21 protein-coding genes and 1 pseudogene are annotated in these 24,408 nt (G+C 75.8%); 16 read left to right on the top strand and 6 right to left on the bottom strand.

The features are described from left to right. Positions 1-4 precede the first annotated feature (4 nt). Both ACFXAM_RS08740 and ACFXAM_RS08735 read right to left on the bottom strand, forming a co-directional pair. Positions 5-2,275: a hypothetical protein gene (locus ACFXAM_RS08740; RefSeq protein ID WP_380288870.1), complete on the bottom strand. Its 2,271-nt coding sequence runs from the start codon at positions 2,273-2,275 to the stop codon at positions 5-7. 13 nt (positions 2,276-2,288) lie between these two features. Then, positions 2,289-2,741 carry a WXG100 family type VII secretion target gene (locus ACFXAM_RS08735; RefSeq protein ID WP_380288868.1) on the bottom strand — a complete coding sequence of 151 codons (453 nt, stop codon included), beginning with the start codon at positions 2,739-2,741 and terminating at the stop codon, positions 2,289-2,291. 224 nt (positions 2,742-2,965) lie between these two features. On the opposite strand from ACFXAM_RS08735, the gene ACFXAM_RS08730 reads away from it, so the two are divergent. Both ACFXAM_RS08730 and ACFXAM_RS08725 read left to right on the top strand, forming a co-directional pair. Further along, positions 2,966-4,165: an 8-amino-7-oxononanoate synthase gene (locus ACFXAM_RS08730; RefSeq protein WP_380288866.1), complete on the top strand. Its 1,200-nt coding sequence runs from the start codon at positions 2,966-2,968 to the stop codon at positions 4,163-4,165. Then, entirely contained in the window at positions 4,162-4,692 is a 531-nt protein-coding gene (locus tag ACFXAM_RS08725; protein ID WP_380288864.1) for a hypothetical protein, read from the top strand. The genes ACFXAM_RS08730 and ACFXAM_RS08725 overlap by 4 nt, the downstream gene beginning before the upstream one ends. 3 nt (positions 4,693-4,695) lie before the next feature. On the opposite strand, the gene ACFXAM_RS08720 is transcribed toward ACFXAM_RS08725, so the two are convergent. The 3 genes from ACFXAM_RS08720 to ligD all read right to left on the bottom strand — a co-directional run bounded on the left by ACFXAM_RS08720 (position 4,696) and on the right by ligD (position 7,272). Then, positions 4,696-5,562 (bottom strand): aminoglycoside phosphotransferase family protein, encoded by an 867-nt coding sequence (locus ACFXAM_RS08720; RefSeq protein ID WP_380288862.1) that lies wholly within the window; start codon positions 5,560-5,562, stop codon positions 4,696-4,698. Further along, positions 5,559-6,194 (bottom strand): GNAT family N-acetyltransferase, encoded by a 636-nt coding sequence (locus tag ACFXAM_RS08715; RefSeq protein WP_380288860.1) that lies wholly within the window; start codon positions 6,192-6,194, stop codon positions 5,559-5,561. Before ACFXAM_RS08715 ends, ACFXAM_RS08720 begins: the two co-directional genes overlap by 4 nt. 67 nt (positions 6,195-6,261) lie before the next feature. Continuing rightward, positions 6,262-7,272, bottom strand: coding sequence for a non-homologous end-joining DNA ligase (ligD, locus tag ACFXAM_RS08710; protein ID WP_380288858.1), 1,011 nt, complete (start codon positions 7,270-7,272; stop codon positions 6,262-6,264). Between the two features lie 66 nt (positions 7,273-7,338). Between ligD and ACFXAM_RS08705 the strand changes: the two genes are divergently transcribed. Further along, positions 7,339-8,400: an ATP-dependent DNA ligase gene (locus ACFXAM_RS08705; RefSeq protein WP_380288856.1), complete on the top strand. Its 1,062-nt coding sequence runs from the start codon at positions 7,339-7,341 to the stop codon at positions 8,398-8,400. 50 nt (positions 8,401-8,450) lie between these two features. Here ACFXAM_RS08705 and ACFXAM_RS08700 read toward each other — a convergent pair whose 3' ends face one another. Next, entirely contained in the window at positions 8,451-9,878 is a 1,428-nt protein-coding gene (locus ACFXAM_RS08700; protein WP_380288854.1) for a serine hydrolase domain-containing protein, read from the bottom strand. 263 nt (positions 9,879-10,141) lie between these two features. On the opposite strand from ACFXAM_RS08700, the gene ACFXAM_RS08695 reads away from it, so the two are divergent. The 13 genes and pseudogenes from ACFXAM_RS08695 to ACFXAM_RS08635 all read left to right on the top strand — a co-directional run. Then, positions 10,142-11,095: an ATP-binding cassette domain-containing protein gene (locus tag ACFXAM_RS08695; protein WP_380288852.1), complete on the top strand. Its 954-nt coding sequence runs from the start codon at positions 10,142-10,144 to the stop codon at positions 11,093-11,095. After that, positions 11,092-11,748, top strand: a complete 657-nt coding sequence (locus ACFXAM_RS08690) for a hypothetical protein (RefSeq protein ID WP_380288850.1) — start codon at positions 11,092-11,094, stop codon at positions 11,746-11,748. The genes ACFXAM_RS08695 and ACFXAM_RS08690 overlap by 4 nt, the downstream gene beginning before the upstream one ends. 369 nt (positions 11,749-12,117) lie before the next feature. After that, complete coding sequence (gene tdh, locus ACFXAM_RS08685; protein ID WP_380288848.1) at positions 12,118-13,146, top strand: L-threonine 3-dehydrogenase; 1,029 nt, start codon at positions 12,118-12,120, stop codon at positions 13,144-13,146. 55 nt (positions 13,147-13,201) lie between these two features. After that, positions 13,202-14,395, top strand: a complete 1,194-nt coding sequence (locus ACFXAM_RS08680) for a glycine C-acetyltransferase (RefSeq protein WP_380288846.1) — start codon at positions 13,202-13,204, stop codon at positions 14,393-14,395. A gap of 333 nt (positions 14,396-14,728) precedes the next feature. Then, positions 14,729-16,486 (top strand): phosphatase PAP2 family protein, encoded by a 1,758-nt coding sequence (locus tag ACFXAM_RS08675; RefSeq protein WP_380288844.1) that lies wholly within the window; start codon positions 14,729-14,731, stop codon positions 16,484-16,486. Positions 16,487-16,632: 146 nt separating this feature from the next. Next, positions 16,633-17,628, top strand: a complete 996-nt coding sequence (locus ACFXAM_RS08670) for a LysR family transcriptional regulator (protein ID WP_380288842.1) — start codon at positions 16,633-16,635, stop codon at positions 17,626-17,628. A gap of 282 nt (positions 17,629-17,910) precedes the next feature. Then, positions 17,911-18,441: a helix-turn-helix transcriptional regulator gene (locus tag ACFXAM_RS08665; RefSeq protein WP_380288840.1), complete on the top strand. Its 531-nt coding sequence runs from the start codon at positions 17,911-17,913 to the stop codon at positions 18,439-18,441. A gap of 1 nt (position 18,442) precedes the next feature. After that, entirely contained in the window at positions 18,443-20,281 is a 1,839-nt protein-coding gene (locus tag ACFXAM_RS08660; RefSeq protein ID WP_380288837.1) for a BTAD domain-containing putative transcriptional regulator, read from the top strand. 215 nt (positions 20,282-20,496) lie between these two features. Continuing rightward, the gene (locus tag ACFXAM_RS08655; RefSeq protein ID WP_380288835.1) at positions 20,497-20,628 is read left to right on the top strand and encodes a hypothetical protein; all 132 of its coding nucleotides are present in this window, start codon (positions 20,497-20,499) and stop codon (positions 20,626-20,628) included. 173 nt (positions 20,629-20,801) lie between these two features. Then, a complete protein-coding gene (locus ACFXAM_RS08650) occupies positions 20,802-22,088 on the top strand; it encodes a glycosyltransferase (protein ID WP_380288833.1) in 1,287 nt (428 codons plus the stop codon). After that, positions 21,994-22,947, top strand: a complete 954-nt coding sequence (locus tag ACFXAM_RS08645; protein WP_380288831.1) for a DUF6895 family protein — start codon at positions 21,994-21,996, stop codon at positions 22,945-22,947. Before ACFXAM_RS08650 ends, ACFXAM_RS08645 begins: the two co-directional genes overlap by 95 nt. Beyond that, a complete protein-coding gene (locus tag ACFXAM_RS08640; RefSeq protein WP_380288829.1) occupies positions 22,944-24,137 on the top strand; it encodes a radical SAM protein in 1,194 nt (397 codons plus the stop codon). Before ACFXAM_RS08645 ends, ACFXAM_RS08640 begins: the two co-directional genes overlap by 4 nt. Beyond that, positions 24,134-24,408: pseudogene (locus ACFXAM_RS08635) on the top strand (hypothetical protein); the annotation flags it as partial. The gene ACFXAM_RS08640 and the pseudogene ACFXAM_RS08635, both read left to right, overlap by 4 nt.

Below are 24,408 nucleotides of genomic sequence, written 5' to 3'. Positions count from 1 at the left end.
CGTTTCAGTCCTCCTTCTTCGGATGGGTGACCTGCCACGGGATTCCGATGCCGATGCCGAACGCGCCCTTGATCTGGCCTTCCACGGCGGGGGCCAGGTCGTTGAGGTAGTTCCGTTCGAAGCCGGCCCGGCTGGCCGCCGCACGGATCGCGTCCTGGACGGACCCCTGGGCACCCTCCAACGCCGCGTTGTACGCCACCTGCGCGTCGTTGGCGGTCTTCGGCTTGGTGTTCACCTCGTAGCTCTCGGCGACACCGTCCATGATCTTGTCGACCATCTCGTTGGCGACCGGGCCGATGACCGGTGCCCGGTCCACGATCTGTCCGGCCGTGGCCCCCCAGATCGTGCCGGCCCATTCGCGTGTGGTCTTGACGGCCGAGTTGAAGTCCTCGTCCCTGTCGTTTCCGGCAGTGATGACCTCGTCGACCATGCCCTTGCTGAGGAGCCCGGCGACGGTGCCGCCGGGCTGTGCGGACGCGAGGGCGGCGGCGGTCAGGTCGCCGTGGTCGGCGGGGTGCAGCAGCACGTCGTTGATCGCCGCGGTGGTGTACGCCTGCTGCGCGGCGGCCACCGCGGCATAGGCCTCCGGGTTGTGGCCGAGGGTGACCAGCAGACGCTGTGCGTCGATCGCCCTGAGCTTGGCGATCTCCCCGTTGATCGGCAGCACGGTGGACGGAGGGGCCAGCGCGGTCTGCACGTCGCCCATGTAGGCACCGGCCATCTTGCCGAGGGACTCCTGCAACTCGCCGAAGAGCGCCTTGTCCTTGTCGTAGAGCAGCGCGGACGCGTTCTCCCCGCCGAACAGGCCCACCGTCGTCCGCATCACCTGCGCCATCTCCTTGCTGTGCGGCGGCAGCGGCCCCGTCTCGTCGTCGTACGCCCGCCCGGTCGCCGCCGCCTCCAGGGCGTGGCCGAGCGCCTCCACCTGCATCGGGCCGGCCTTGCCGTTGTTCGGCCCGAGCGGGTAGGAGACGTCGCGCAGCGGCGAGCGGTCGCCCGTGTCGGTGAGCAGTTTGAAGTAGAGGTTCGTCCCGCCGGTGCTCTTCACCGATCCGTCCGGCCAGTACGTCGTCGGCGGGTCGGTGAAGAACCTGGTGGCGGCGTCCGGGCTGTGCCCGAGCGCGTTCAGCACCGAGCCCATCGGGTTGAACCCGTGGTAGTTGTCCTTCTCGTCCGGCGTGCCGGTGAACCAGAATTCCTGGAACGGCGCGCCGCCCTTCATCGCCACCGCGTCCCACCGGGCCGGGTTCTCCTGGGTGAGCTGGGTGACGTGCTCGGCGATCGGCTTCAGGAAGGCGGCGTCGTAGTTCCCGTGCTTCAGGATGTTGCCGAGGATCTGGTAGCCGTACGGGCTGGAGTCGTAGTCGGCGCCGGGCCCGAGCTGGATGTGCCGGCTGCCGGCCCGGCGCAGTCGGTCGCCCCAGTCCGGGGGCAGGTGCGGCTGCTGCCCGGTGCTGGTCGCGGTGGCCAGGGTGAGGCCGAGTCCCTCCTGGATGCCCTTGACGGCGGCCTTGCGGGCCGGGCTGTCGGCGAAGTCGCCGCTCTGCGCCAGCGCGCCGTAGGAGGCGAGGAAGGTGCCCGGGTCCTGGCCGCCGTAGAAGGCGGTGGCGAACCGGGGGTCGCCGGAGTGGTGCTGGAGCAGGGCCTGCAGCTGCGCGAGCTGGGCGTCGGTGGCGGCACTGCCGAGGCTGAGGATCTGGGCGGCCTGCTTGGCCTCCGCGTCGGCGACGCTGCCCAGCGGGTTGCTGTTGAAGCTCTTGGTGTCGTTGCCGGTGTCCATCGCCAGGGCCAGGGCGGCGGCGGAGTCGGCCTCGGTGGCCCGGTCCAGCGCCTTGCCGATCTCCTGGGCGGCGGCCTGGGCGCTCGCCCGTCGGGTCTCGGCGTAGTCGAGGTCGTGCTTGTCGGCCGGGTCGGTGGCCGGCGGCCAGTGGACGCTGCCGTCGTCGGTGACGGTCAGGCCCTGCTCGGTGGCGTGCTGGACGGCCACCTGGAGGTCCTTCTTCGCGGCGGTGAACTCGTCGTGCGCGTCGCGCAGCGTGCGCGCGATCGCCGAGGCCTCCTCGAAGGCGGCGCGGATCTGGTCGCGCGCCCGGGTGAGGGCGCCGGCGGCGGACTCGGAGCTCGGCCCGGTCCAGCCGGACTGCTGGACGGGGCCGATCACCTCGTTCTGGATCCTGGTCGAGAGGTCCCAGCCGCGGACCATCTTCTCGAAGTCGCCCGCCGCCGCGTTCAGGCCGGTGAGGTCGACCTTCTGGAGCTGGGTGTACGTCACCATGTCGGGTCCCCTCTCAGCCGTGCTGCTGGGCGAACTGGCTGTGGACCGCGCTCTCGGTGTTCTCGTAGTTCTGCGCGGTGGTGTGCAGGTTCTTGCCGATCGTGCCGACGGCTTCCCCGAGCGTGTGGGCCTGGCCCGACCAGACGCTCCACGCGGTGTTGAGGGCGGTGGAGAGGTTCCAGCCCGCCAGCGCGGCGACCGCGCCGGTGACGTGCTGCGAGGGCTGCGCGCATTCGGTGCGGACGGCCTCGCGCAGGGCCGCGGCGTTGGTACCGGCCTGGCGGATCATCCCGGGGTTCGCCTTGACGGACGGGCCGCCGGAGGCCGGTGGGACCGTGACGGGCGCCGGCGCCCCGGCGGCGGCCGCCGCGAGATCGGGGAACTGCTTCTTCGCCTCCGCGGTGAGGTTTCCGGAACTGTCGAAGAGCCACGGGTTCATCCGTCGCTCGAATTCGAGGTCTGCCACCAAGTCCCCCCAGGACTGTTCGACTTGTGGGGACACTACCGGGGGAGCGCGAACGATCGGCCGAATTCCCGGGAATCGGCGGACGGCGGTCGGTCGGATGAATGACAGGTGAATTCAGGCCATATTCGGGGAGCAGTGGAGGTTGCGTCGAGGGGTTCGGCCGCCCGGGGGTGTGCGCCGGCGCACGTTGCCCGGTGCTGGTGGGGCGTGCCAGAGTGCCGGGCATGGTCAACCGCAGCGTGTTCGAGGCGTCCGACGAGGCCGACGGCTCGGCCGTCGCCGATCCGGGCGCCGTCTTCGACTGGCTCGACGAGAGCGCCCGGCAGCGGGCCGGGGCCGGGCTGACCCGGACGTTGCGCAGCCGGGACGCCGACGACGCGGTGCTCGACCTCGCGGGCAACGACTACCTCGGGCTCACCCGGCACCCCGCCGTCACCCGGGCCGCCGCCGAGGCCGCGCTGCGCTGGGGCGCCGGGGCCACCGGCTCGCGGCTGGTCACCGGGACCACCGCGCTGCACACCGAACTGGAGGAGGAGCTCGCCGCCTTCTGCGGGGCCGAGGCGGCGCTGGTGTTCTCCTCCGGGTACACGGCCAACCTCGCCGCGCTCACCGCGCTCACCGACCCCGACACCCTGATCGTCTCCGACGCCTACAACCACGCCTCGCTGATCGACGGCTGCCGGCTCGCCCGCGCCGAGGTGCACCGCGCCCCGCACAGCGACCCGGACGCCGTCGCCGACGTGCTCGCCGGGCGCTCCCACCGCCGGGCGCTGGTGGTCAGCGACTCGGTGTTCTCGGTGGACGGCAACGCCGCTCCGCTCGCCGAACTCGCCGCCGCCGCCCGGCGCCGCGGCGCGGCGCTGCTCGTCGACGACGCCCACGGCCTCGGCGTGCTCGGCCCCGGAGGCGCCGGCGCCACCGCCGCGGCGGGGCTGGCCGGCGCGCCCGACGTCGTCACCACCGTCACCCTCTCCAAGTCCCTCGGCTCCCAGGGCGGCGCCGTGCTCGGCCCCCGGCGCGTCATCCGCCACCTCACCGAGACCGCCCGCACCTTCATCTTCGACACCGGCCTCGCCCCCGCCGCCGCCGGCGCGGCCCTCGGCGCGCTGCGGCTGCTGCGCGCCGAACCCCATCGCGCCGAACGCGCCCGCGAGGTCGCCCGCACCCTCGCCGCCCGCCTCACCGCCGCCGGCCTGCACGCCTCCGCCCCCGACGCCGCCGTCGTCTCCGTGCGCGCCCCCGGCCCCGAGGCCGCCGTCGCCTGGGCCGCCGACTGCCGCCGCGCCGGGCTCGCCGTCGGCTGCTTCCGCCCCCCGTCCGTCCCCGACGGCGTCTCGCGGCTGCGGCTGACCGCCCGGGGCGACCTGACGGACGACCAGATCACCGGCGCGGTCCGGATCATCGCCGCCACGGCCCCGGCATGAGGCGGCTCCGGGCGGCGGTCACGATGGTGGTCACCCTGGCGGCGGTGCTCGCGCTGCTGGTCGTCGGCGGCCGCGGCACCGCCCACGCCGGCCAGGGGCTCGCCTACGCCGGCGGCCTCGCCGGGACCAGGGGCGTGCTGGTCGCCGAGCAGTGCCTGCGCGTCAACGCCGACCGGCCCGCGCTCGGCCCGACCGGCGACTGCCGCGGCACCTTCCTCCCCGACGACGGCGGCCCGGCGAACGAGCACGCCCGGACGGACTGGCGGATCGACACCCACGAGCGCGTCCCGGTCTCCTGCGCCGCCGACGGCGAGTGCCGCCTCGCCGGCACCGGCGGGGTCCTGTACTGGCTGAGCCTGCTGCTGCTCGCGCTCGCCGCCTTCCCGGTCGCCGGATTCGTCGCCGTCCAGGGACTGCTGCGCCACCGCGACCGCACCCAGCGCAAGCGGGTGGTGCTCGGCGTGGTCACGGCCGTCCTGCTGGCCGGGGCGCTCGCGACCTTCGCGGGCGCCCTGGCCGCGCGCTGAGCGCTACAGGCCCGCCAGTTCCGCCAGGAACACCGTGCCGGCGTCCCGGCGGCCCGCGGCCAGGCGCGGGGCGGCGACCACCACGGCCGTCGCCCGGCACCAGGCGAGGACCCGCCCGGCGTCGGCCCCCGGGACGAGCGCGGTCAGGTCGCCGATCCGGGCCACCAGCGCCGCCCGGTCGGCGACACCGTCCAGCGCCCAGTCGACCAGGTCGAAGTCCGGATCACCCAGGCACGCGCGCGGGTCGATCGCCACCGGACCGTCCGGGCCGAGCAGCACGTTCGCCGGGTGCAGATCGCCGTGCACCAGCGCCACCGGGGCGCCGGGCCCGGTCAGCTCCCGGGCCAGCGCCCGCGCCCGCGCCGTCGGCACGCCGGGCGCCCGGCGCCCGGTCAGCTCGAACAGGAACTCCAGCCGCCCGGCCAACGGCGGCAGGTCCACCCCGTCCACCGGCACCGAGCGCAGCGCGCCCAGCAGCGGGGCCACCTGCGCCGGCCGCCAGCCCCGCTCGCGCAGCGACGTCCCCGGCCGGACGTCCGCGAGCAGCAGCGCCCCCGACGCCGGGTCGTACCCCAGCAGCCGCACCACCGACGGCACACCCCGCCACGCACCCAGCGCCGCCGCCTCCTGCGCCGCCACCACCGCATCCGGCGTCAGCTTCAGCCACACCGGCACGCCGTCGGCGAGCCGCTCGCAGCGGAACACCCGCGCCGTCCCGCCCCCGCCGGCCTCCCGCACCGCCAGGCCCCAGCGCGCGGCCAGCGCGTCCACCAGACCCGGCAACCCGGCGCACCACACCCGCGCGCCCGGCCCGAAACGCACCTCCAGGCGCGCCCGGGCCTCCTCGGGCACGGCCACGAGCGCGCTCACCGCGCCACCAGCAGCGTCTCCGCCCCCACCGGCCGGTAGCCGGCCGCCTGGAAGGCCCGCACACTGGTCGCGTTCCCCGGCGCCTGCTGCGACCACACCCGGTCGCCCTGCGGCACCAGATGCCGCGCCGCCAGCGCCAGCGCCCGCCCCAGGCCGCGCCCGCGCGCCGCCTCGTCCACCTCGATCGCGCACTCCCAGCGCCCCGCCACCCCGCGCCCCAGCACCAGCACCCCGCGCCCGCCGTCCGCCTCGAACACCCGGACGTCGTCGCGGTGGCACAGCGCCCGCACCACCCGCGGATGCTCCCGGTCCGCCACTTCCGCCACCGCCAGCGGCGGCGCGCCCGGCAGCCGGTCCGCCACCGTCAGCAGGTCGATGGTGCCGTTCACCCGCCCCGTCCGCCGCGCGAACGCGCTCAGGAACGGCGGACACAGCGGCGCCGCCAGCGGATCGCCCGGCACCGCCGCCAGCGCGGAACGCACCCACGCCGGGTCCTCGTCCGTGAACACCACCGTGTGCGCGGAGAACGCCACCACCCCCGCCTCGCGCGGCGACGGCTGCGCCACCACCGTCACCGACCCGTCCGCCGGCGGGAACACCCCGTCCGCCGCGTCCGCCAGGACCTCCCGCAACCCCCGTGCACCCACCGCAGAACCGCCCCTCCGTGATCCAAGTGACCACCCAGCCTAGAGGTCGCGCTCACACCTTCTTCCGCGCCCGGCTCGGCTGCACCCGGGTCGGCTCGCCCGCCGCCTTCGGATGGTCCGGCGGATACGGCAGCTCGCCGTGCGCCCCCTCCGCGACCTGCCGCTCGTACAGCTCCAGCAGCCCCTCCAGCCCGAACCGCTCGTCCTCCATCCCCGCGTGCACGTCCCCCAGCTCGGCGAACCGGGCCGGCAACGTCCGCAGGTCGAAGTCCTCCGGCAGCACGTCGTCCAGCTCCTCCCAGCGCAACGGCGCCGACGCCGTCGCCCGCGGCCGCGCCCGCAGCGAGTACGCCGAGGCGATCGTGCGGTCGCGCGCCATCTGGTTGTAGTCGACGAAGATCCGCTCGCCGCGCTCCTCCTTCCACCACGCCGTCGTCACCCGCCCCGGCAGCCGCCGCTCCAGCTCCCGGCCCAGCGCGATCACCGCATGCCGCCCGTCCGTGAACGACCACCGCGCCACCAGCGGCACGTACACGTGCAGCCCCCGCCCGCCGGAGGTCTTCGGCCACCCCCGCAGACCCTGCTCCTCCAGCACCGCCCGCAACTCGTGCGCCGCCCGCACCGCGTCCCTGAAGTCCGTGCCCGGCTGCGGATCGAGGTCGATCCGCAGTTCGTCGACGTGCTCGGTGTCCGAGCGGCGCACCGGCCACGGGTGGAACGTCAGACACCCCAGGTTCGCCGCCCACAGCACCGCCGCCGGCTCCGTCGGACAGATCTCGTCCGCCGAGCGGCCGCTCGGAAAGGCGATCCGCGCCGTCGGCAGCCACTCCGGCAGGCCCTTCGGCGCCCGCTTCTGGTAGAAGAACTCGCCCTCCACCCCGTCCGGGAACCGCTGCAGCGTCGTCGGCCGGTCCCGCAACCCGCGCAGCACCCCCGGCGCCACCGCCAGGTAGTACTCCGCGACGTCCAGCTTGGTGAACCCGCGCTCCGGGAAGTACACCTTGTCCGGGTTCGACAGCCGGACGGTGCGCCCGGCGACATCCAGTTCCACGGCAGAGCCCATGCCTCTCACGCTAAGGGCGCCCCGCCCGCCGCGCGCCCCGGAACGTTCGGCGCGAGGATCGGGACCATGGACCTGCCCGTCATGCCGCCCCTCGCCCCGATGCTCGCCAAGTCCGTCGCGAAGATCCCGCCCGGCATGCAGTACGAGGCCAAGTGGGACGGCTTCCGCACCGTCGTCTTCCGCGACGGCGACGAGGTCGAGCTCGGCAGCCGCACCGGCAAACCCCTCACCCGCTACTTCCCCGAACTCGTCGAGGCCCTGCGCCGCGAGACCCCCCGCCGCTGCGTCCTCGACGGCGAGATCGTCATCGCCCGCGACGGCCGTCTGCGCTTCGAGGAACTCCTCGAACGCATCCACCCCGCCGCCAGCCGCGTCACGCTCCTCGCCGAACGCACCCCCGCCTCCTACGTCGCCTTCGACCTGCTCGCCCTCGGCGACGACGCCCTCCTCGACCAGCCCCTCGACGCCCGCCGCCACGCCCTCGAAACCGCCCTCGCCGACGCCACCGACCCCGTCTTCACCGCCCCCACCACCACCGACCGCGACCTCGCCGGGACCTGGTTCGCCCAGTACGAGGGCGCCGGACTCGACGGCATCGTCGCCAAACCCCTCGACCAGCCCTACCGGCCCGGCGAACGCGCCATGTACAAGATCAAGCACGAACGCACCGCCGACTGCGTCGTCGCCGGTTACCGCGAACACAAGAGCGGCCCCGTCGTCGGCTCCCTGCTGCTCGGCCTGAACGACGCCGACGGCCGCCTCCAGCACGTCGGCGTCTGCGCCGCCTTCCCGATGGCCCGCCGCCGCGAACTCGCCGAGGAACTCGCCCCGCTGCGCACCACCGACCTCGCCGCCCACCCCTGGGGCGCCTGGGCCGACGAAGCCGCCCACGCCGGCGCCCGGCTGCCCGGCGCCACCAGCCGCTGGACCGGCGGCAAGGACCTCTCCTGGATCCCGCTGCGCCCCGAACGCGTCATCGAGGTCGCCTACGACCACATGGAGGGCACCCGCTTCCGGCACACCGCCCAGTTCCGCCGCTGGCGTCCCGACCGCACGCCCGAGAGCTGTACCTACGAGCAGCTGGAGGAGCCGGTCTCCTACGACCTGGCCCGGGTGCTCGGCGGCTGAGCGCACCCGGGGCGGGGCGCGGGGCCGGGCCGACCCCTCCGGCCGACCCGTCAGGCAGACTCCTCCGGCGGCTTCACCGACGAGGACACCGTCGCCGACGCCGACGCCGACGGCTCGTCCGCGTCCGCCGGGGCGGCCGGCAGGTCGTAGACGTTCCCCGGCGAGACGACCTCCGTGATCGCCTTCGCGAACAGCGTCGACGGCGCCGAACCCCGGTACTCGACGTCCGTGTTCAGCAGCACCACCAGCGACGCCTGCGCCGACGGCAGGTACACCACCACCGACTGGTAGCCCGGCAGCGAACCGTTGTGCCCGATCCACCCGTGGTTGTCGAACACCCCCAGCCCGTACCAGCTGCCCGGGACCGTCGACGGCTGCGGCTCCAGACGCTGCGCCTGGGTCTGCGGCTTCAGCAGCGAGCCGGTGGCCAGCACCTTCGCCCACTTCTTCATGTCCCCCTGGTCCGAGATGGCCGCCCCCGCCGCCCAGCCCCAGGACGGGTTCCAGTCGGTGGCGTCGGTGATCGTGCCGTCCGCCGTCTGGTCGGTGTAGCCGCGCGCGTGCGGCTGCGGGAACGCGTTGTCGGTCGGGAACACCGTGCGGTCCAGGTCCGCGGGCTCGAACACCTCCTTCTTCAGGAACTCCCCGAGCGGCCGCCCGCCGACCTTCTCGATCACCTTGCCCAGCAGCACCGTGTTGGTGTTGGAGTACTCGAACTGCGTGCCCGGCGCGAAGTCCACCGGGTGCCGGAACGCGTACGCGAGCAGCTGGTCGGGGGTGAACGCGCGCTGGGGGTCCGCCTGGAGGGTGCGCACGAAGTCCTCGTCCTGGGTGTACGAGAACAGGCCGCTGCGCATGTTCGCCAGCTCGCGCAGGGTGATCTTCTCGCCGTTCGGCACACCCGTGACGTACGTGCCGATCGTGTCGTCGAGCCCCAGCTTGCCCTGGTCCACCAGCCGCAGCAGCGCGGTGACGGTGAACGTCTTCGTCAGGCTGCCGACCCGCATGTTGAGCCCGGTCACCATGGCCGTGCCCGGCACCCGCTCGGACACCCCGAAGGCCTTCAGGTACTCGCCCTGCGGCGTCGACACGTTGACGATCACCCCCGGCACCGAGGCCTGCGTCAGGACCCGCTGCACGGCCGCGTCCAGCTTCGCCGTCACCTCGGGCGTCAACGGCACCGTCGTCCCGCTCGCGGTGGCCGCCGGGGGCGTGGTCGCCGGGGTGGTCGGCGACGCCGCGGGCGTCGTGGGCGAGGGGCTCAGCAGGGTGCGGGTGGCCGTCGGGGAGGCCGTGGGGGAGGGGCTCAGCGCCGCCGGTGCGGCCGTCACCGCCCCGGCGGGCGGCGGATCGGACGGCGAGCCGCCCGCACAGCCGGCGGCGGCCAGCAGGGCGGACAGCGCCAGCAGCAGCGCCGGCGGGGCGGCGGGCCACCGCCGTCGGGACGTCGTGGCTCGGGCCGTCACACGGTTCGTCATCTTCGGGACGCCTCTCTGGGCCGGACGGACCCGGAGCAGCGCTCCACGGGCCCGCAAGGGGGAGCGTTCGCCAACGTATGCGCCCCGGCAGCGCCCCGCGCGCCCACCGGCCGCCCGCTGGACCGAACGGACCCACGCGTCAGCCACCCGCCCCAACCCCGCTCGCGCGCCCATGCCACACGCCCCCCGCCGCCATTACCCGCCCCCTACCCGCGCCCGAGTAGGGTGCGCACCGCCGGACCCGACGGGAGGGGAACACCGAGGTGCTGCAGAGCGGAGCCGTCGCCGTGGCGGTCACCGAAGCCGTGGCCGTCGGCAAGCGCTACGGACGCGGGCCCTGGATCCTGCGCGACGTCGACCTGCGCCTCGACGCCGGCGACGTGCTCGCCGTCCTCGGCGCCAACGGCTCCGGCAAATCCACCCTGCTGCGCATCCTCGCCGGGCTCACCCGCCCCACCACCGGCCGCCTCACCCACCCCGCCGCCCGCCGCCGGGCCGCCGTGGGCGTGGGCTACGTCCCCGACCGGTTCACCGCCCACGAACGCCTCACCGCCGCCGGCTACCTCACCCACCTCGGCCGCATCCGCGGCCTGCCCACCGCCACCGCGCGCCGGCGCGCCGGGGAACTCCTCGACCGGCTCGCCCTGGTCGGCGGCCCCGACGCGGCCCTGCGCACCCTCTCCAAGGGCAACGCCCAGAAGGTCGCGCTCGCCCAGGCCCTGCTGCTCCCGCCGGACCTGCTGGTGCTCGACGAACCCTGGTCCGGGCTCGACGCCTCCGCGCACACCGTCCTCGCCGAACTCATCGCCGAGACCGCCGCCGACGGCGGGGCCGTGGTGTTCACCGACCACCGCGAGGCCGTCGCCGAGGCGCAGGCCACCGCCACCCGCACCCTCGCCGACGGCCGGCTGAGCCGGTGGGCGCCCGTCGCCGACCCGTCCGCCCCGCCCGACCCGTCCGCCGAGATCGTCCTCACCGGTACCGACACCGGTACCGGCCCCGGCACCGGCCCCGGCGCCCCCGACTGGCGCGCCCTGCCCGGCGTCCTCGCCCTCAGCCGCCGCGGCCCCGAACTCCACCTGCGGGTCGCGCAGGGGCACACCGACGCCGTGCTGCTCGCCGCCCTGCGCCACGGGTGCTCCGTGCACGCCGTCACCCGCCCGGCCACCGCCCCCGCGTCGCCCGCCGCATCCGCCCCGAGGAGCGCCACCCGATGACCGCCCTCGTCCGCTACCAGCTCACCACCCTCCTGCTCTCCCAGCGCTTCCTCGCCCCGCTGCTCCTGTTCACCGCCCTCGTCGCCGTCCTCACCAGCAACGACACCGGCCCGCTCACCGCCGCCCACGGGGCCGCCTCCGCCGCGATGCTGCTCGCCGCCACCTGGCTCACCACGGCGCTCACCGGCCTGGAGGACCGGCCCCACCGCGCGCTGCTCACCGCCGCCACCGGCGGCCGGCGGCGCCTGCTCACCGGCACCGTCCTCACCGCCCTCCTCGGCTGCCTGCCACTCACCGCCCTCGGCCTGGCCCTGCCGCTGCTCGTCGGCACCCACACCCCCACCGCCGCCGACCTGCTGCTCGGCACCGAGGCCCAACTCACCTGCGCCTGCACCGGTACCGCCGTCGGCCTGCTCGCCTCCCGGCCGGTGATCCGCCGACCGGGCCACGGCCTGCTGCTCGCCCTCGCGCTGCTCCTCGCCCTCACCGTCAGCAAGGGTCTGCCTCCCGTCAACCTGCTGCTCACCCGGCTCTCCGCCCACCACCGCTCGGCGGACCTGCTCGCCTCCACCGCCCTGCTGCTCGCGCTCGCCGTCGCCCTGCTCGCCGCCGCGGCCGCCCTCGTCCACGCCGTCACCGCCCGCCGCGACTGACCCGTTCCGCGACCGACCCCGTTCCGCGCCCGGTCCGGTGCCCGCCCCGGTCCGGTGCCCCGGCCCGGCCGCACCGGGGGGCGTGCGCCCTCCGGAGCGGCGCCCGTACGCCCCGGACGCGCCCCACGCGCTCCGCCGTCGGAGTGCCGACCGGCACGCCGCGACGGCCCCGGACCCCTGCTCGGGCACGATCGTTTAGCCGAGCTGTCGCGGCCCTTAAGAATTCCTCGATGGACCGCACCCCCTCCCACCAGGCAGATTTCTGCCTGCCCGGAATGCGGACACCACCGGCCCCGCAGGCCGCCACCCACCGGGCCCCGCCGGCCTGCCCACACCAGGCCGCCCCACCGTGCGTCAGGAGCCACCGCCGTGAAGGCACTCGTCAAGCAGAACGCCGAGCCCGGACTCTGGATGATGGACGTCCCCACCCCGGTGATCGGCCCCGGCGAGGTCCTCATCAAGGTGCTGCGCACCGGCATCTGCGGCACCGACCTGCACATCCGCAAGTGGGACGGCTGGGCGCAGCAGACCATCCGGACCCCGCTCGTCCTCGGCCACGAGTTCGTCGGCGAGGTCGCCGAGATCGGCGCCGGCGTCGCCGACATCGCCGTCGGCGACCTGGTCAGCGGCGAGGGCCACCTGGTCTGCGGCAAGTGCCGCAACTGTCTGGCCGGCCGCCGCCACCTCTGCCGCAACACCGTCGGTCTCGGCGTCAACCGCGACGGCGCCTTCGCCGAGTACGTCGCCCTGCCCGCCTCCAACGTCTGGGTCCACCGCGTCCCCGTCGACCTCGACGTCGCCGCGATCTTCGACCCCTTCGGCAACGCCGTGCACACCGCGCTGTCCTTCCCGCTGGTCGGCGAGGACGTGCTGGTCACCGGCGCCGGGCCGATCGGCATCATGGCCGCCGCCGTCGCCAAGCACGCCGGCGCCCGCAACGTGATGATCACCGACGTCTCGCCCTACCGCCTCGACCTCGCCCGCAAGGTCGGCGTCTCGCTGGCGCTCGACGTCTCCGAGCACACCATCGAGGAGGGCCAGCAGAAGCTCGGCCTGCGCGAGGGCTTCGACGTCGGCCTGGAGATGTCCGGCCGCCCCGAGGCGCTCCAGTCGATGATCGCCAACATGACCCACGGCGGCAAGATCGCCATGCTCGGCCTGCCCGCCGAGGAGTTCCCGATCGACTGGGCCTCCGTCGTCACCTCCATGCTCACCATCAAGGGCATCTACGGCCGCGAGATGTTCGAGACCTGGTACGCGATGTCCGTCCTGCTGGAGGGCGGCCTCGACCTCAGCCCCGTGATCACCGGCCGCTACCCCGCCGCCGACTTCGAGGCCGCCTTCGACGAGGCGGCGAGCGGCCGCTGCGGCAAGGTCATCCTCGACTGGACCGCCTGATCCCCCCTCCCCGGCACCCTCGCCACCCCCGTTGCCACCCCGCTTAGGAGCAGCTGTGTTCGACACCGTGCGCGACGACCTCGCCGCCACCCTCGACGAGATCCGCGAGGCCGGGCTCTTCAAGCCGGAACGGGTGATCGGCACCCCGCAGAGCGCCGCCGTCACCGTCACCGGCGGCGGCACCCCCGGCGAGGTCCTCAACTTCTGCGCCAACAACTACCTCGGCCTCGCCGACCACCCCGAGGTGCTCGCCGCCGCCAAGGACGCCCTCGACCGCTGGGGCTACGGCATGGCGTCCGTCCGCTTCATCTGCGGCACCCAGGACGTGCACAAGGAGCTGGAGGACCGCCTCTCCGCGTTCCTCGGCCAGGAGGACACCATCCTCTACTCCTCCTGCTTCGACGCCAACGGCGGCGTCTTCGAGACCCTGCTCGACGAGCGCGACGCCGTCATCTCCGACGCCCTCAACCACGCGAGCATCATCGACGGCATCCGCCTCTGCAAGGCCCGCCGCCACCGCTACGCCAACCGCGACCTCGCCGACCTGGAGCAGCAGCTCAAGGAGAGCCAGGACGCCCGCCGCCGCCTGATCGTCACCGACGGCGTCTTCTCCATGGACGGCTACGTCGCCCCGCTGCGCGAGATCTGCGACCTCGCCGACCGCTACAACGCCATGGTCATGGTCGACGACTCGCACGCCGTCGGTTTCGTCGGCGCGAACGGCCGCGGCACGCCCGAGCTGCACGGCGTCATGGACCGCGTCGACATCATCACCGGCACGCTGGGCAAGGCGCTCGGCGGCGCCTCCGGCGGCTACGTCGCCGCGCGGCGCGAGATCGTCGCCCTGCTGCGCCAGCGGTCGAGGCCGTACCTGTTCTCGAACTCGCTCGCGCCGGTGATCGCGGCGGCCTCGCTGAAGGTGCTGGACCTCGTCGAGCAGTCGAACGAGCTGCGCGAGCGGCTGGCGGCCAACACGGCGCTGTTCCGCGCGAAGATGACCGAGGCGGGCTTCGAGATCCTGCCCGGCGACCACCCGATCGCCCCGGTGATGATCGGCGACGCCGCCGAGGCCGGCCGCCTCGCCGAACTGCTGCTGGAGCGCGGCGTCTACGTGATCGGCTTCTCCTACCCGGTCGTGCCGCACGGCCAGGCCCGGATCCGGGTGCAGCTCTCCGCCGCGCACAGCACCGAGGACGTCGAGCGCGCCGTCGCCGCCTTCATCGACGCCCGCGCCGCCCTGGGCGAGTAGCCGCCCGCCCCCCCTGATCGCCCGTGGCGCGTCCGCTCGGAACCGGACGCGCCACGGGCTCGCCAACGCCTGCACGGCCTCCGAACCATCTGTCCCACCCTCCCGCCACGGGAGTGGGAAGTCGGCCCGCCCGACTTCCCACTCCCGTTCGCGGTCTCCGGGGCCGTTTCCGGGTGCCCCTCCACGACCTCTCCGGCACGGCGCCGGGCACGGTGCGAAGTGTCGGCGCGCCCCGTGGCGCCACCCGGGTGGGGGTGCTCGGGGTGCGGGGTGTCGGGTGGGCGCAGAGAGTCGGCGGGAAGGGGGCGCGGCGGGCGGCGGGAGAGGAGCGGGATGGCGGGGAGCAGGCCGAGGGCCGTGGTCACGGCGGTCTGCTGGGTCGCGGCGCTGACGGCCTGCGCGGTGGTGACGTGGACCGCCGGACGGCGGCCCGTGCTGGTGGTCGCCGCCCTGGGCGCGGTCGCGCTCGCCGGTGCGCTGGTCGCCCGGTGGCCGCCGCCCGGGGTGCCGGTGCCGGCGGCCGTCGGGCCGGTCGGCGCGGCGGCGCTGCTGGTCGGCGCCGCACTGCGGGGGAGCCCCGAGGACGCCGTTCGCGGGGTCTGGGTCATTGCGCTCGTGCTGCTGGAGGTGCTGCCCCGGCGCGCGGGCGGTCTTGCGCTCGGCGCGGCCGCCGCCCTGCACCCCGTCGCGCTGCTCTTCGCGCCCCTCCTGCGCGCCCGGGCCGCGCTGACCGCCGCCGCCACCGCCGCGGCCCTCTGCTTCCTGCTCCGCCTCCGGTACGGATTCACCGGCCCCGGCCCGCTCGGCCCCTACGGACCGTCCGCTCCGCTGTTCGCCCTGCGGCTCGTGGTGGCCGCCGCCGTCGCGGTGCTCGCGCTGCGCCGTGCCCGCGCCCTCGCCGCCGACGGTCAGCCGCTGCTCGCGGTCGGCGTCGTCGGCTGCGCGACCGTGGCCGCCGCCCCGGTCGCCGGCCCCGCCGACCTCGGCTGGCTGCTGCTCGCCGCCACCGGCCGCCTCGGCCGCCGCCCCGAGGACCGCGCCCTGTGGCCGGTGGTCGCCGTCACCGCCGCCCTGCTGCCCGCCACCCTGTTCGACCCCGGCGTCGAGCCGGTCAGCAGCCGGCTGCTGCGCGAGACCCCCGTCCTGCTCGCCCTCGCCGCCGCCACCGCCCTGCCGTTCCGCCGCCGCACCGACCCGCGGTGGCGACTGCACCGCGCCCCAGGACCGCCCCCGCCCCGGCGCACCGGCCCGCTCGGGCGCCTGGGCCCCCCACGCCTCCCGCTGTTGCCGGCCCGGCTGCGCCCGGTCTCCCGGCCCAACCCCGTCCTGGAACTCCTGCTCATCCAGGTCGGCTACGGCGTCTACACCTACATCCGCAACGCCGCCCCGGACCGGGTCGCCGACGCCACCGACCACGCGCGGCGCCTCTACCGCCTGGAGCAGGCCCTCCACCTGGACATCGAGCCCGCCCTGAACGGCTGGGCGCTGCGGGCCGGCGACTGGGTGCGCGACCTCGCCCAGGAGTACTACCGGGTGCTGCACGTGACCGTCCCGCTGGCCGTGCTGCTCTGGCTCTACGTCCGCCACCCGGCCCGCTACCGCACCGCCCGCACCGTGCTGTTCGCGGCCACCGGCCTGGCGCTGCTCGGCTTCTGGGGCTACCCGCTCGCACCGCCCCGGCTGGTGCCCGGGACCGGCCTGCACGAGGAGCCGGGCGGCGCCCCCGGCGAGTCCCCGCTCGGCGCGCTGACGGCGCTGACCAACCAGTACGCGGCGATGCCCTCGCTGCACATCGGCTGGGCGGCCTGGTGCGCGCTGGTGGTGGTCGGCACCGCCCGTACGCCATGGGTCAGGGCGGTGGCGGTGCTCTACCCGGTGGCGACCTTCCTGGTGGTGGTCGCCACCGCCAACCACTGGGTGCTGGACGCGGTCGGCGGCGTGGCGGTGCTGCTCGCCGGGTGCCTGGTGGCGTTCCTGCTCACCGGCCGGCTGCCCACCGACCGCGACCCCGCCGCCCCGCCCGGACCGCCCGCCTCGGAGCGGGTGACCCGCCCCGCCGCCCCGGCCGTCCGCCGCAGCCCTCCGGAGTAGCCCCGGAGCAGCCCCGGAGCAGCCCCGGGCGTGTCCCCGCGGAGCGGGAAGTCGGCCGGTCCGACTTCCCACTTCACGGGGCCACTCCTTCCCCGGCTCTTCACCCCCGCCCCGGCAGGCGCGGGGGCGCTGGCAGAATTGGGGCTGTGATCGACGCGAGACGGCTGCGGACCCTGCGAGCGGTGGCGGACCACCGGACGGTGACCGCCGCGGCGGCCGCGCTCTACCTCACCCCCTCCGCCGTCTCGCAGCAGCTCGCCGCGCTGGAGCAGGAGACCGGTCACCACCTGCTGGCCCGCGAGGGCCGCGGCGTGCGGCTCACCGCCGCCGGGGAGATCCTGCTCGGCCACGCCGACGCCGTGCTCGCCCAGCTCGAACGCGCCGAGGCCGACCTCGCCGCCTACAGCGCGGGCGTCTCCGGCGAGGTCACCGTCGCCTCCTTCGCCACCGGGATCTCGCTCGTCCTCGCGCCCGCGATCGGCACCCTGGCCGCCCGCGCCCCCGGCGTCCGGCTCAAGGTGCTCGACGCCGAGGGCGACGCCAGCCTGCCGATGGTGCTCGACGGCCGCGCCGACCTCGCGGTGGCGGTCGAGTACCGGGGCGCTCCGCGTGCCGACGACGCCCGCCTCACCCGGGTGCCCCTGTACGCGGAACCGTTCGAGGCGGTGCTGCCGCTCGCCCACCCGCTGGCCGCCGGCCGGGGCCCGATCGCGGTGGCCGACCTCGCCGGAGAACCGTGGATCGGCCCCTACCCGGGCAACCCCTGCCACGACGTGGTGCTGCTGGCCTGCGAGCACGCCGGGTTCCAGCCGCGCCTGGTGCACTCCTCCGACGACTTCCGGGCCGTCGTCGCCCTCGCCTCCGCCGGTGCGGGCGTGGCGCTGGTGCCGCGCTCGGCGCTGCTCGGCGTCGACCTGGCCCGGGTCGCCGTCCGCCCCGTCGACAGTGCCCTCGCCACCCGCCGGGTGTTCGCCGCCGTCCGGGCCGGGGCCGACGGCCACCCGCTCATCCGCCCGGTGCTGGACGCCCTCGCCGAGGCGGCCCCCGACGCCGCCCCCGGCACGGCGCCCGCTCCCGACCCGGCGCCCGCCCCCGGCACGGCGCCCGCTCCCGACCCGGCCCCCGACGCCGAGCGGCGCTGACGGCAGGCCCGGCCGGGGCCGAAGCCGCCCGGCCGGTCGAGGAGGCGGGCGGCCTCGGGGTGACCGGTGACGGCGCCGATCGGTGACGACACCCCCGCACCCCGGCGAGCGGCACCGGCAAACGGCGCCGCGCACGGGTGGCATGCTCCTGACGCGCCCGCCCTCTTGCCGGTGCCCGGTGCGGGCGTCAGCATGAGGGCACCGCAGTGCTGTGCCGCCGGAGGGGGGATCCTGTCGATGGGTGGTGGAGATCCGGTCTGTCCGGCGTGCGGGAGCCCCCGGGTGCCCGGTGGCGCGCCACGGCCGACGGCGGCCGCGCTGTCGCTCGCCGGGGCGCTGACCCCGCGCGAGAGCGCCGTGCTGCACCTGCTGGGCCTCGGATACGACAATCGGTCGATAGCCTACGAACTCCATATCAGCGAACGCACCGTCAAACGGTTCGTCACCGCCATTCTGGCGAAACTGGGACTCCGGTCAAGACTGCAGGCCGGACTGCTCGCGCTGATTCTCGCGGAGTCCGCCCCCGCACCGGCGACCGGCGGTGATTCCTGGCCCAAAGGTCTCATGGACGGGCCCCGGGGCGGCGGTGATGATGATCTGGCATCCGAGAAGGAGGGGACCATGACCTTCGACGCCCTCAACGCCCTCCGGCAGGCGGGCAATCCGGTCGACCTGCTGACCCTGGAACAGCAGGACGTGCTGTCCCGGCTCACCGAGGACGAGGTGGCCGTCCTCAATTCCGTGAAACAGCGGCTGGACGCCGTTTCGGACGCCGAGGTGGAAGGGCATTCCTTCGTCATCAAGTTGGCGTGAGATGACGGTTGGATTCGGGATTCTCGGCCCGCTCCGCGTGCTGGAGAACGGCCGGGAGCTCGACGCGGGATCACGGAAACAACAGGTCCTCCTGACGGCACTGCTGTCCCACGCGAACACCCGGCTGTCGGCCGAGACGCTCGTCGAGGCGCTGTGGGACGACGCGCCGCCGCGCACCGCCCGCAAGAACCTCCAGGTGTACGTCTCGGGGCTGCGCCGGCTGCTCGGGGCCGAGCCCGGGAGCGCCGGGGAGCGGGCCGTCCCGGCCGTGCGGATCAGCCACCAGGCCGGCGGCTACGTCCTGCACGCAGGCGAGGACGGCCTCGACGCGCTCCGCTTCGAACAGCGGGCCCGGGCCGGGGCGTTCGCGCAGGCGCTGGAGCTCTGGCGCGGACCCGCGCTGGACGGCTTCCGGGACGTGCCGCTGATCGACGCCGCCGCGCAGCGCCTGGACCGCCGCTTCCTGGGGGTGTTCGAGGACTGGCTGGACGCCGAACTCGCCGCAGGGCGCGGGGCGGAGGCGATCGAGCGGGTCGCCGAGACCGCCCAGCGCCACCCGCTGCGCGAGCGGCTGCGGATGCTGCAGATGGCCGCGCTCTGCCAGGCCGGGCGCCGCTTCGAGGCCCTCGCCGTCTACGACGAGCTGCGCCAGCTGCTCGCCCATGAGCTCGGCCTGCCGCCCAGCCCGGCGCTGGCCCGCTTCTACCGGGCGCTGCTCTGCGACGCGGGCCCGGTCCTGCCGCGCACCGCCGCCCCGTCCGGGCCGGCCGCCCCGCCCCCTCCGGCCGCGCCGTACGGGCCCGCCGCCGTCGGGGGCCCGGCGCCGCCCCACCTGCTGCCCGTCGACCCGCCTGCCTTCACCGGCCGTGCCGCCGTCCGGCACCGCCTGGCCGAGGTGCTCACCGGCGGAGCCGGCCGGCTCGCCGTGCTGAGCGGACCGCTCGGCGCCGGGAAGACCGCGCTCGCCGTGCACACCGCGCACCGGCTCGGCGAGCGGTTCCCGGACGGCCGGCTGTTCGTGCGGCTGCGCGGGGACGACGGCCGGCTGCGCCCGCCGGAGGACGTGCTGCGCCAACTGCTCGCCGCCACCGCCCCCGCCGGGCGCGGCGGCGGTGGCGGCGACCCGCGCTGGGCCTGGCAGTTGTGGCTGACCGGCCGCCGCGCCCTGGTGGTCGTCGACGACGCCCGCCGCGAGTCGGAGGTCCGGCCGCTGCTGCCGGAGGCCGGGGAGAGTGCGGTGGTGGTCACCGCCCGGCCCGGGCTGATCGGCCTGGAGGGCGCCCACCGGTTCTGGCTGCCGCCGCTCGCCGTGGACGAGGCGGTGGAGTTCCTCGGGCGGACGATCGGCGCCGAGCGCGTCGAGGCCGACCGCGAGGCCGCCGCCCGGATCGTGTGCGCCGCCGGGCTGCTGCCGCTCGGGGTGCGGCTGGTCGCCGACCGCCTGGCCTTCCTGCGGCACGTGCCGCTGGGCGAGTACGGTGCCCGGCTGACCGGCGGACGCGCCCTGCTGGACGAACTGTGCGGCGGCGACCCGCTGGTGCGGGTGCGGCTGGCCGGATCGGTGGGGGAGCTGCCGGAGGCCGGGCACCGGGCGGTGCTGCGGCTCGGGCTGCTCGCCCGGCCGGTGTTCACGCTCGACCGGGCCGCGGCGGTGCTGGACTGCGACCCGGGGACGGCCGCGCGCACCCTGGAGGACCTCCTGGAGGCGAGCATCCTGACCCTGGCCGGCACGCCCGGCCCGGCGGGCACCGTGCGCTACGCGATGCCCGCGCTGCTCTACGCCTACGCCCGGGAGCGGGCCGCCCGGGCCGCCGAACGGGTCCCGGCGCGCCACCACTGAGACGGTCCCGGCACGCCACCGCCGGGCGGGTCGCGGTGCGCCACCGCCGAACGCCGGCGCGGGCCCACGTCGAACAGCGCGTGCACCACCGGCGAACGGCGGCTGACCAACCGTCATACCGAAATCGAACCGCCGCCCAAGCGCCGCCATACCGGGCCTCCCTACGGTGGCCCCGGGCCGGCGTAGCGGACGCCGCACTGCAGAGGGAGGACACCATGCCCGAGTCCATCAACCCGGAGCCGACCGAGGCCGAGGACGAGGAGGTCGACGTCGTCGCGCACGGCATCGAGGAGGAGGACGGCCTCGTCGAGGACATCTGCATCATCAACAACAGCGCGGCGCTCTGACGCGGTCCGTAGGGACGTGGCGTCCTGACGCCTGAGCGGACCACCCGGCCCCGGCCCGAGCCGCCGGCGGCCGGGTGGTCCGCTCGCCTCCCGTCCGGCCCGGCCCCCGACCCGCACCGCGCCGTCCGCCACGACGCCCGTCGCCACGCCCCCCGCCCCGGCCCGGAGGCTCCGTGAACATCCTGCTCTGCCCGCTCAGTGACGGCGGCTACCTCTACCCGGCGCTCGCCGCCGGGCGCGAGCTGCGCCGCCGCGGCCACCGGGTCTCGGTGCTCGGCCGCGCCGGCGCCGCACCGTTCGCGGCCGAGGCCGGTCTGCCGTTCGCGGCGGCGGAGGAGTTCGGCGGCGAGCGGGCCTTCGACGCGGCCCGCTGGGGCGTCACGGGCCTCGCGCAGTACCGGGCCGTGCTGCGCGCCGCCCGGCAGGCCCGGGCCGACCTGCTGGTCACCTCGGTGCTGTGCAACGGCGCGCTGCTCGCCGCCGAGGTGCTGGACGTGCCGGTGGTGGTGATCGGGCTCTCCGTCCACCTGTGGACCTACCGCTCCGGCGGCGCCGACGAACCGCAGTACGGCCGCACCCGGGAGAACCGGACCCAGGAGACCCTGGCGCTGTACGCGGCCACCCGCGAGCAGGCCGGTCTCGCGCCCCGCCCGACGCCACCCGGCGACGCCTCACCCGCCGACTCCCCGCTGCTCGGTGACGTGCTGCTGCTCCGCGGTGTCCCCGAACTCGAACACCCGGGCGCCGAGTTGCCGCCACAGGTCCACCACGTCGGCCCGCTCGCCTGGGAGCCCGCCGCCGACCCGGCCGAACTCGCCGCCGTCGACACCGCGTTGGCCCGCACCGGCAAGCCCGTCGTCTACGTCCACCTCGGCCGCTTCTTCGGCGGCGGCACCCCGTGGCCCCGCCTCAACGCGACCTTCACCGGCGGCCGCTACCAGGCCGTGGTGGAACAGGGCCGCACCGGGGAGGCGCGGCCCGGCCCGGACGCCGACATCCTGCTCGTCCGCAAACCCTGGCTGGGGCCGCTCGTCGACCGCGCCGGCCTGGTGCTGACCGCCGGCACCTCGGCCCCCGTCCTCGGCGCCCTGCTGCGCGGCCGCCCGCTCGGCGTCACGCCCAACGGCTCCGAGCAACCGGTGCTCTCCGGCGCCCTGCTGCGCGAGGGCGCCGCCGTCCACCTCCCGCGCCCGCCGCGGCCGGACCCGGCCGCCCTGCTCGACGCCGCCTGGCACGACGAGCGGCTGCGCGAGCACGCCCGCCGCCTCGGCCGCCGCCTCGCCGGGGCCGAGACCGGCAGCGCCCGGCGCGCCGCCGACCTCGTCGAGCAGACCGCCCAGCAGCCCGCAACCTCAAGGGAGAACCATGGGTACGCGACCAGCCGACCCGGACCTCGCGGCCGTCACGAGCCTCTCGGCGGGAGCACGGCGGTGGACCGGCCTGCACTGCGGCTTCCTTGACGAACCGGCGGGCCGCGCCGAACTGCCCGTGACCCCCAGGGTCAAGGCGCTGCTGCAACTCGCCCTGCTGCGCCGCGCCTGGGCGAAGGCCGACCCGGCGGACCCGGACCTCGCCGGAGTCACCGCCACCGTCGACCGGGTCTGGCGCAGCCCCGACCACCCGCGCCTGCTCGCCGCCGAGCCGCGCTGGGCCCGGCAGTTCCGGCTGATGTACGGCGCGCTCGCCCCGCCCGGAGCGGCCGCCGACGGCCCGCACCGCGCGGTCCTCGCCGAGGCGGTCGCCGGCGACTTCCTGACCCCGCGCCGCAAGTCGCCCTACCTGCACCTGGAGACCCGCTACTACGCCGAACTCGCCGGGGTGCCGCACCGCCTGGCCGACTACCCGGAGCTCTACCGGATCAGCCGGCTCGCCGCTCACGGCGACGACCGGCCGCTCGCCGAACTGGACGTGTGCAACGTGACCCACACCGTCTTCCACCTCGCCGACTTCGGCTTCCGCGAGCCCGGCCTGCGCGCCGCCGACCTCGCGCACGCCCGCGACCGGGTCCTCCGGCTCACCGAACAGTGCGTCCGGCGCGAGGAGTGGGACCTCACCGGCAAGCTCCTGCTCGCCCAGCACTGCCTGGGCCTCGACCCGCTGAGCACCCCGTCCGGGGCGGCCGGCCTGCGGATGCTCGCCGAGGTCCAGCGGCCCGACGGCGCCGTCCCCGGCCGCTCCGCCGCCGACCGGGCGGGCGCGGGCGCGGACCCCTTCACGTTCTTCCGCGCGTCCTACCAGTCCACCCTGGTCGTGGCCCTGGCGACGGTGGTCCTGCTGCACCGCCGGCCGACGGTCCCGGCGTCGGCGGGTGCCCGGTGAGCCCCGCGCCGGCCACCGCCGAGGGCGGCTCCCGCCTGCTGCGCGGCGAGCGGAACTGGTGGTTCCTCGGCCCCGGCGGCGGCCTCGCCCGGCTGCGCCCCGGCCAGTTGACGGCCGACGGCACCCTGCGCCCCGGCACCGAACGCGGGCTGCGCGAACGCGGCCTGCTGACCGCCCCGGCCCCGCGCAGCTACGCGCTGACCGTCCTCACCAGCACCCACTGCAACCTCGGCTGCGGCTACTGCTTCCAGAACACCGCCCAGGACGAGGACGGCGGCAGCCGCCCGCCCCGGATCGCCCGCAAGCGGCTGACCTCGCGCACCATCACCGACATCCTCGACTTCACCGAGCGGCGGATGGCCGACGCCGGCCTGGAGAAGCTGCGCATCCTGCTGTTCGGCGGCGAGCCGCTGCTCAACCCGCGCGGTTGCCTGGAACTCCTCGAACGGGCCGCCGGCCACGGCCTCGCCTCGGCCTGGATGATCTCCAACGCCACCCTGCTCACCCCCGCGCTGGCCGAACGGCTCGCCGGGCGCGGACTGCGCTCCGTCCAGGTGACCTTCGACGGCGACCGCCCCGACCACGACCGGATCCGGATCCGGCGCGCCGAGGGCGGCGGGACCTTCGACACCATCGTCGGCAACCTCGCCCGCGCCTCCGCGGCCTCCCCGCTGCACTGGCAGCTGCGGGTGAACGTCTCCCAGGAGACCCACGAGGGCGTGGACGCGCTGATCGGCCGGCTCGCCGGCTCCCTCGACCCGGCCCGCTGCACCCTCTACTTCGCCCAGGTCGGCGATGTCGGCGTCGGCTACGGCAACGACCTGCGGCACACCCGGGAGCTGTCCGACCGCTTCACCCGCTGGCAGCGCCGGGCGCTCGACCTCGGCTTCACCGTCGTCCGCCCGCAGGCCCACCGGCCCTGCGCCACCTGCGGCCACGGCGACGGCCGCTACGGCGCGGTGGTGAGCGCCGACGGCACGCTCGCCAGCTGCTGGGAGACGGCGGGCCGGCCGGACTGGGAGGTCGGCACCGTCACCACCGGCTACCTGCCCGCCGCCCTCACCCGGGAGCGCTGGATCGGCTGCGAGGACCTCTACCGGCGCGAGGACGACCGCCGCACCCTCGCCGCCTTCCACGACACGGTGGACGCCGCGCTGCTCGACTACCTCGACGAGACGGGGCGCCTGTGACCACGGGATCCGCCCTCCACCGCGCCCCCGGCCTGCGCCGGCTCTCCGACGGCACCCTCGGCTGGCTCGTCCGCCACCTCGACGACTTCGACCCGTTCGCGCGCCGGGGCCCGGCGCCGGGCCGGGCGGCCCGCGAGCCCGACGGCGCCCACCGCCCGGCCAAGGCCGCGCTGGAACTCGCCCTGCTCACCCACTGCTGGGCCGGGCTCGACGCGGACGAGGTGTTCGCGCTCGATGTGGAAGGTCAGCTCGTCGCGGTCGACGACCGTCT

Origin of the sequence: Kitasatospora sp. NPDC059462, assembly GCF_042749955.1 — a bacterium.
Taxonomy (GTDB): Bacteria; Actinomycetota; Actinomycetes; order Streptomycetales; family Streptomycetaceae; genus Kitasatospora.
The sequence above is the reverse complement of the archived record's forward strand: the minus strand, read 5'-3'. Positions and strand labels throughout refer to the sequence as shown.

What these genes read in the sequence shown, in the direction of transcription:
- ACFXAM_RS08645 (WP_380288831.1), top strand. Translation starts at nt 21,994, where the DNA reads ATGGGTACGCGACCAGCCGACCCGGACCTCGCGGCCGTCACGAGCCTC.
- ACFXAM_RS08675 (WP_380288844.1), top strand. Translation starts at nt 14,729, where the DNA reads ATGGCGGGGAGCAGGCCGAGGGCCGTGGTCACGGCGGTCTGCTGGGTC.
- ACFXAM_RS08730 (WP_380288866.1), top strand. Translation starts at nt 2,966, where the DNA reads ATGGTCAACCGCAGCGTGTTCGAGGCGTCCGACGAGGCCGACGGCTCG.
- ACFXAM_RS08725 (WP_380288864.1), top strand. Translation starts at nt 4,162, where the DNA reads ATGAGGCGGCTCCGGGCGGCGGTCACGATGGTGGTCACCCTGGCGGCG.
- ACFXAM_RS08690 (WP_380288850.1), top strand. Translation starts at nt 11,092, where the DNA reads ATGACCGCCCTCGTCCGCTACCAGCTCACCACCCTCCTGCTCTCCCAG.
- ACFXAM_RS08740 (WP_380288870.1), bottom strand. Translation starts at nt 2,275, where the DNA reads ATGGTGACGTACACCCAGCTCCAGAAGGTCGACCTCACCGGCCTGAAC.
- ACFXAM_RS08705 (WP_380288856.1), top strand. Translation starts at nt 7,339, where the DNA reads ATGGACCTGCCCGTCATGCCGCCCCTCGCCCCGATGCTCGCCAAGTCC.
- ACFXAM_RS08655 (WP_380288835.1), top strand. Translation starts at nt 20,497, where the DNA reads ATGCCCGAGTCCATCAACCCGGAGCCGACCGAGGCCGAGGACGAGGAG.
- ACFXAM_RS08660 (WP_380288837.1), top strand. Translation starts at nt 18,443, where the DNA reads ATGACGGTTGGATTCGGGATTCTCGGCCCGCTCCGCGTGCTGGAGAAC.
- ACFXAM_RS08700 (WP_380288854.1), bottom strand. Translation starts at nt 9,878, where the DNA reads ATGACGAACCGTGTGACGGCCCGAGCCACGACGTCCCGACGGCGGTGG.
- ligD (WP_380288858.1), bottom strand. Translation starts at nt 7,272, where the DNA reads ATGGGCTCTGCCGTGGAACTGGATGTCGCCGGGCGCACCGTCCGGCTG.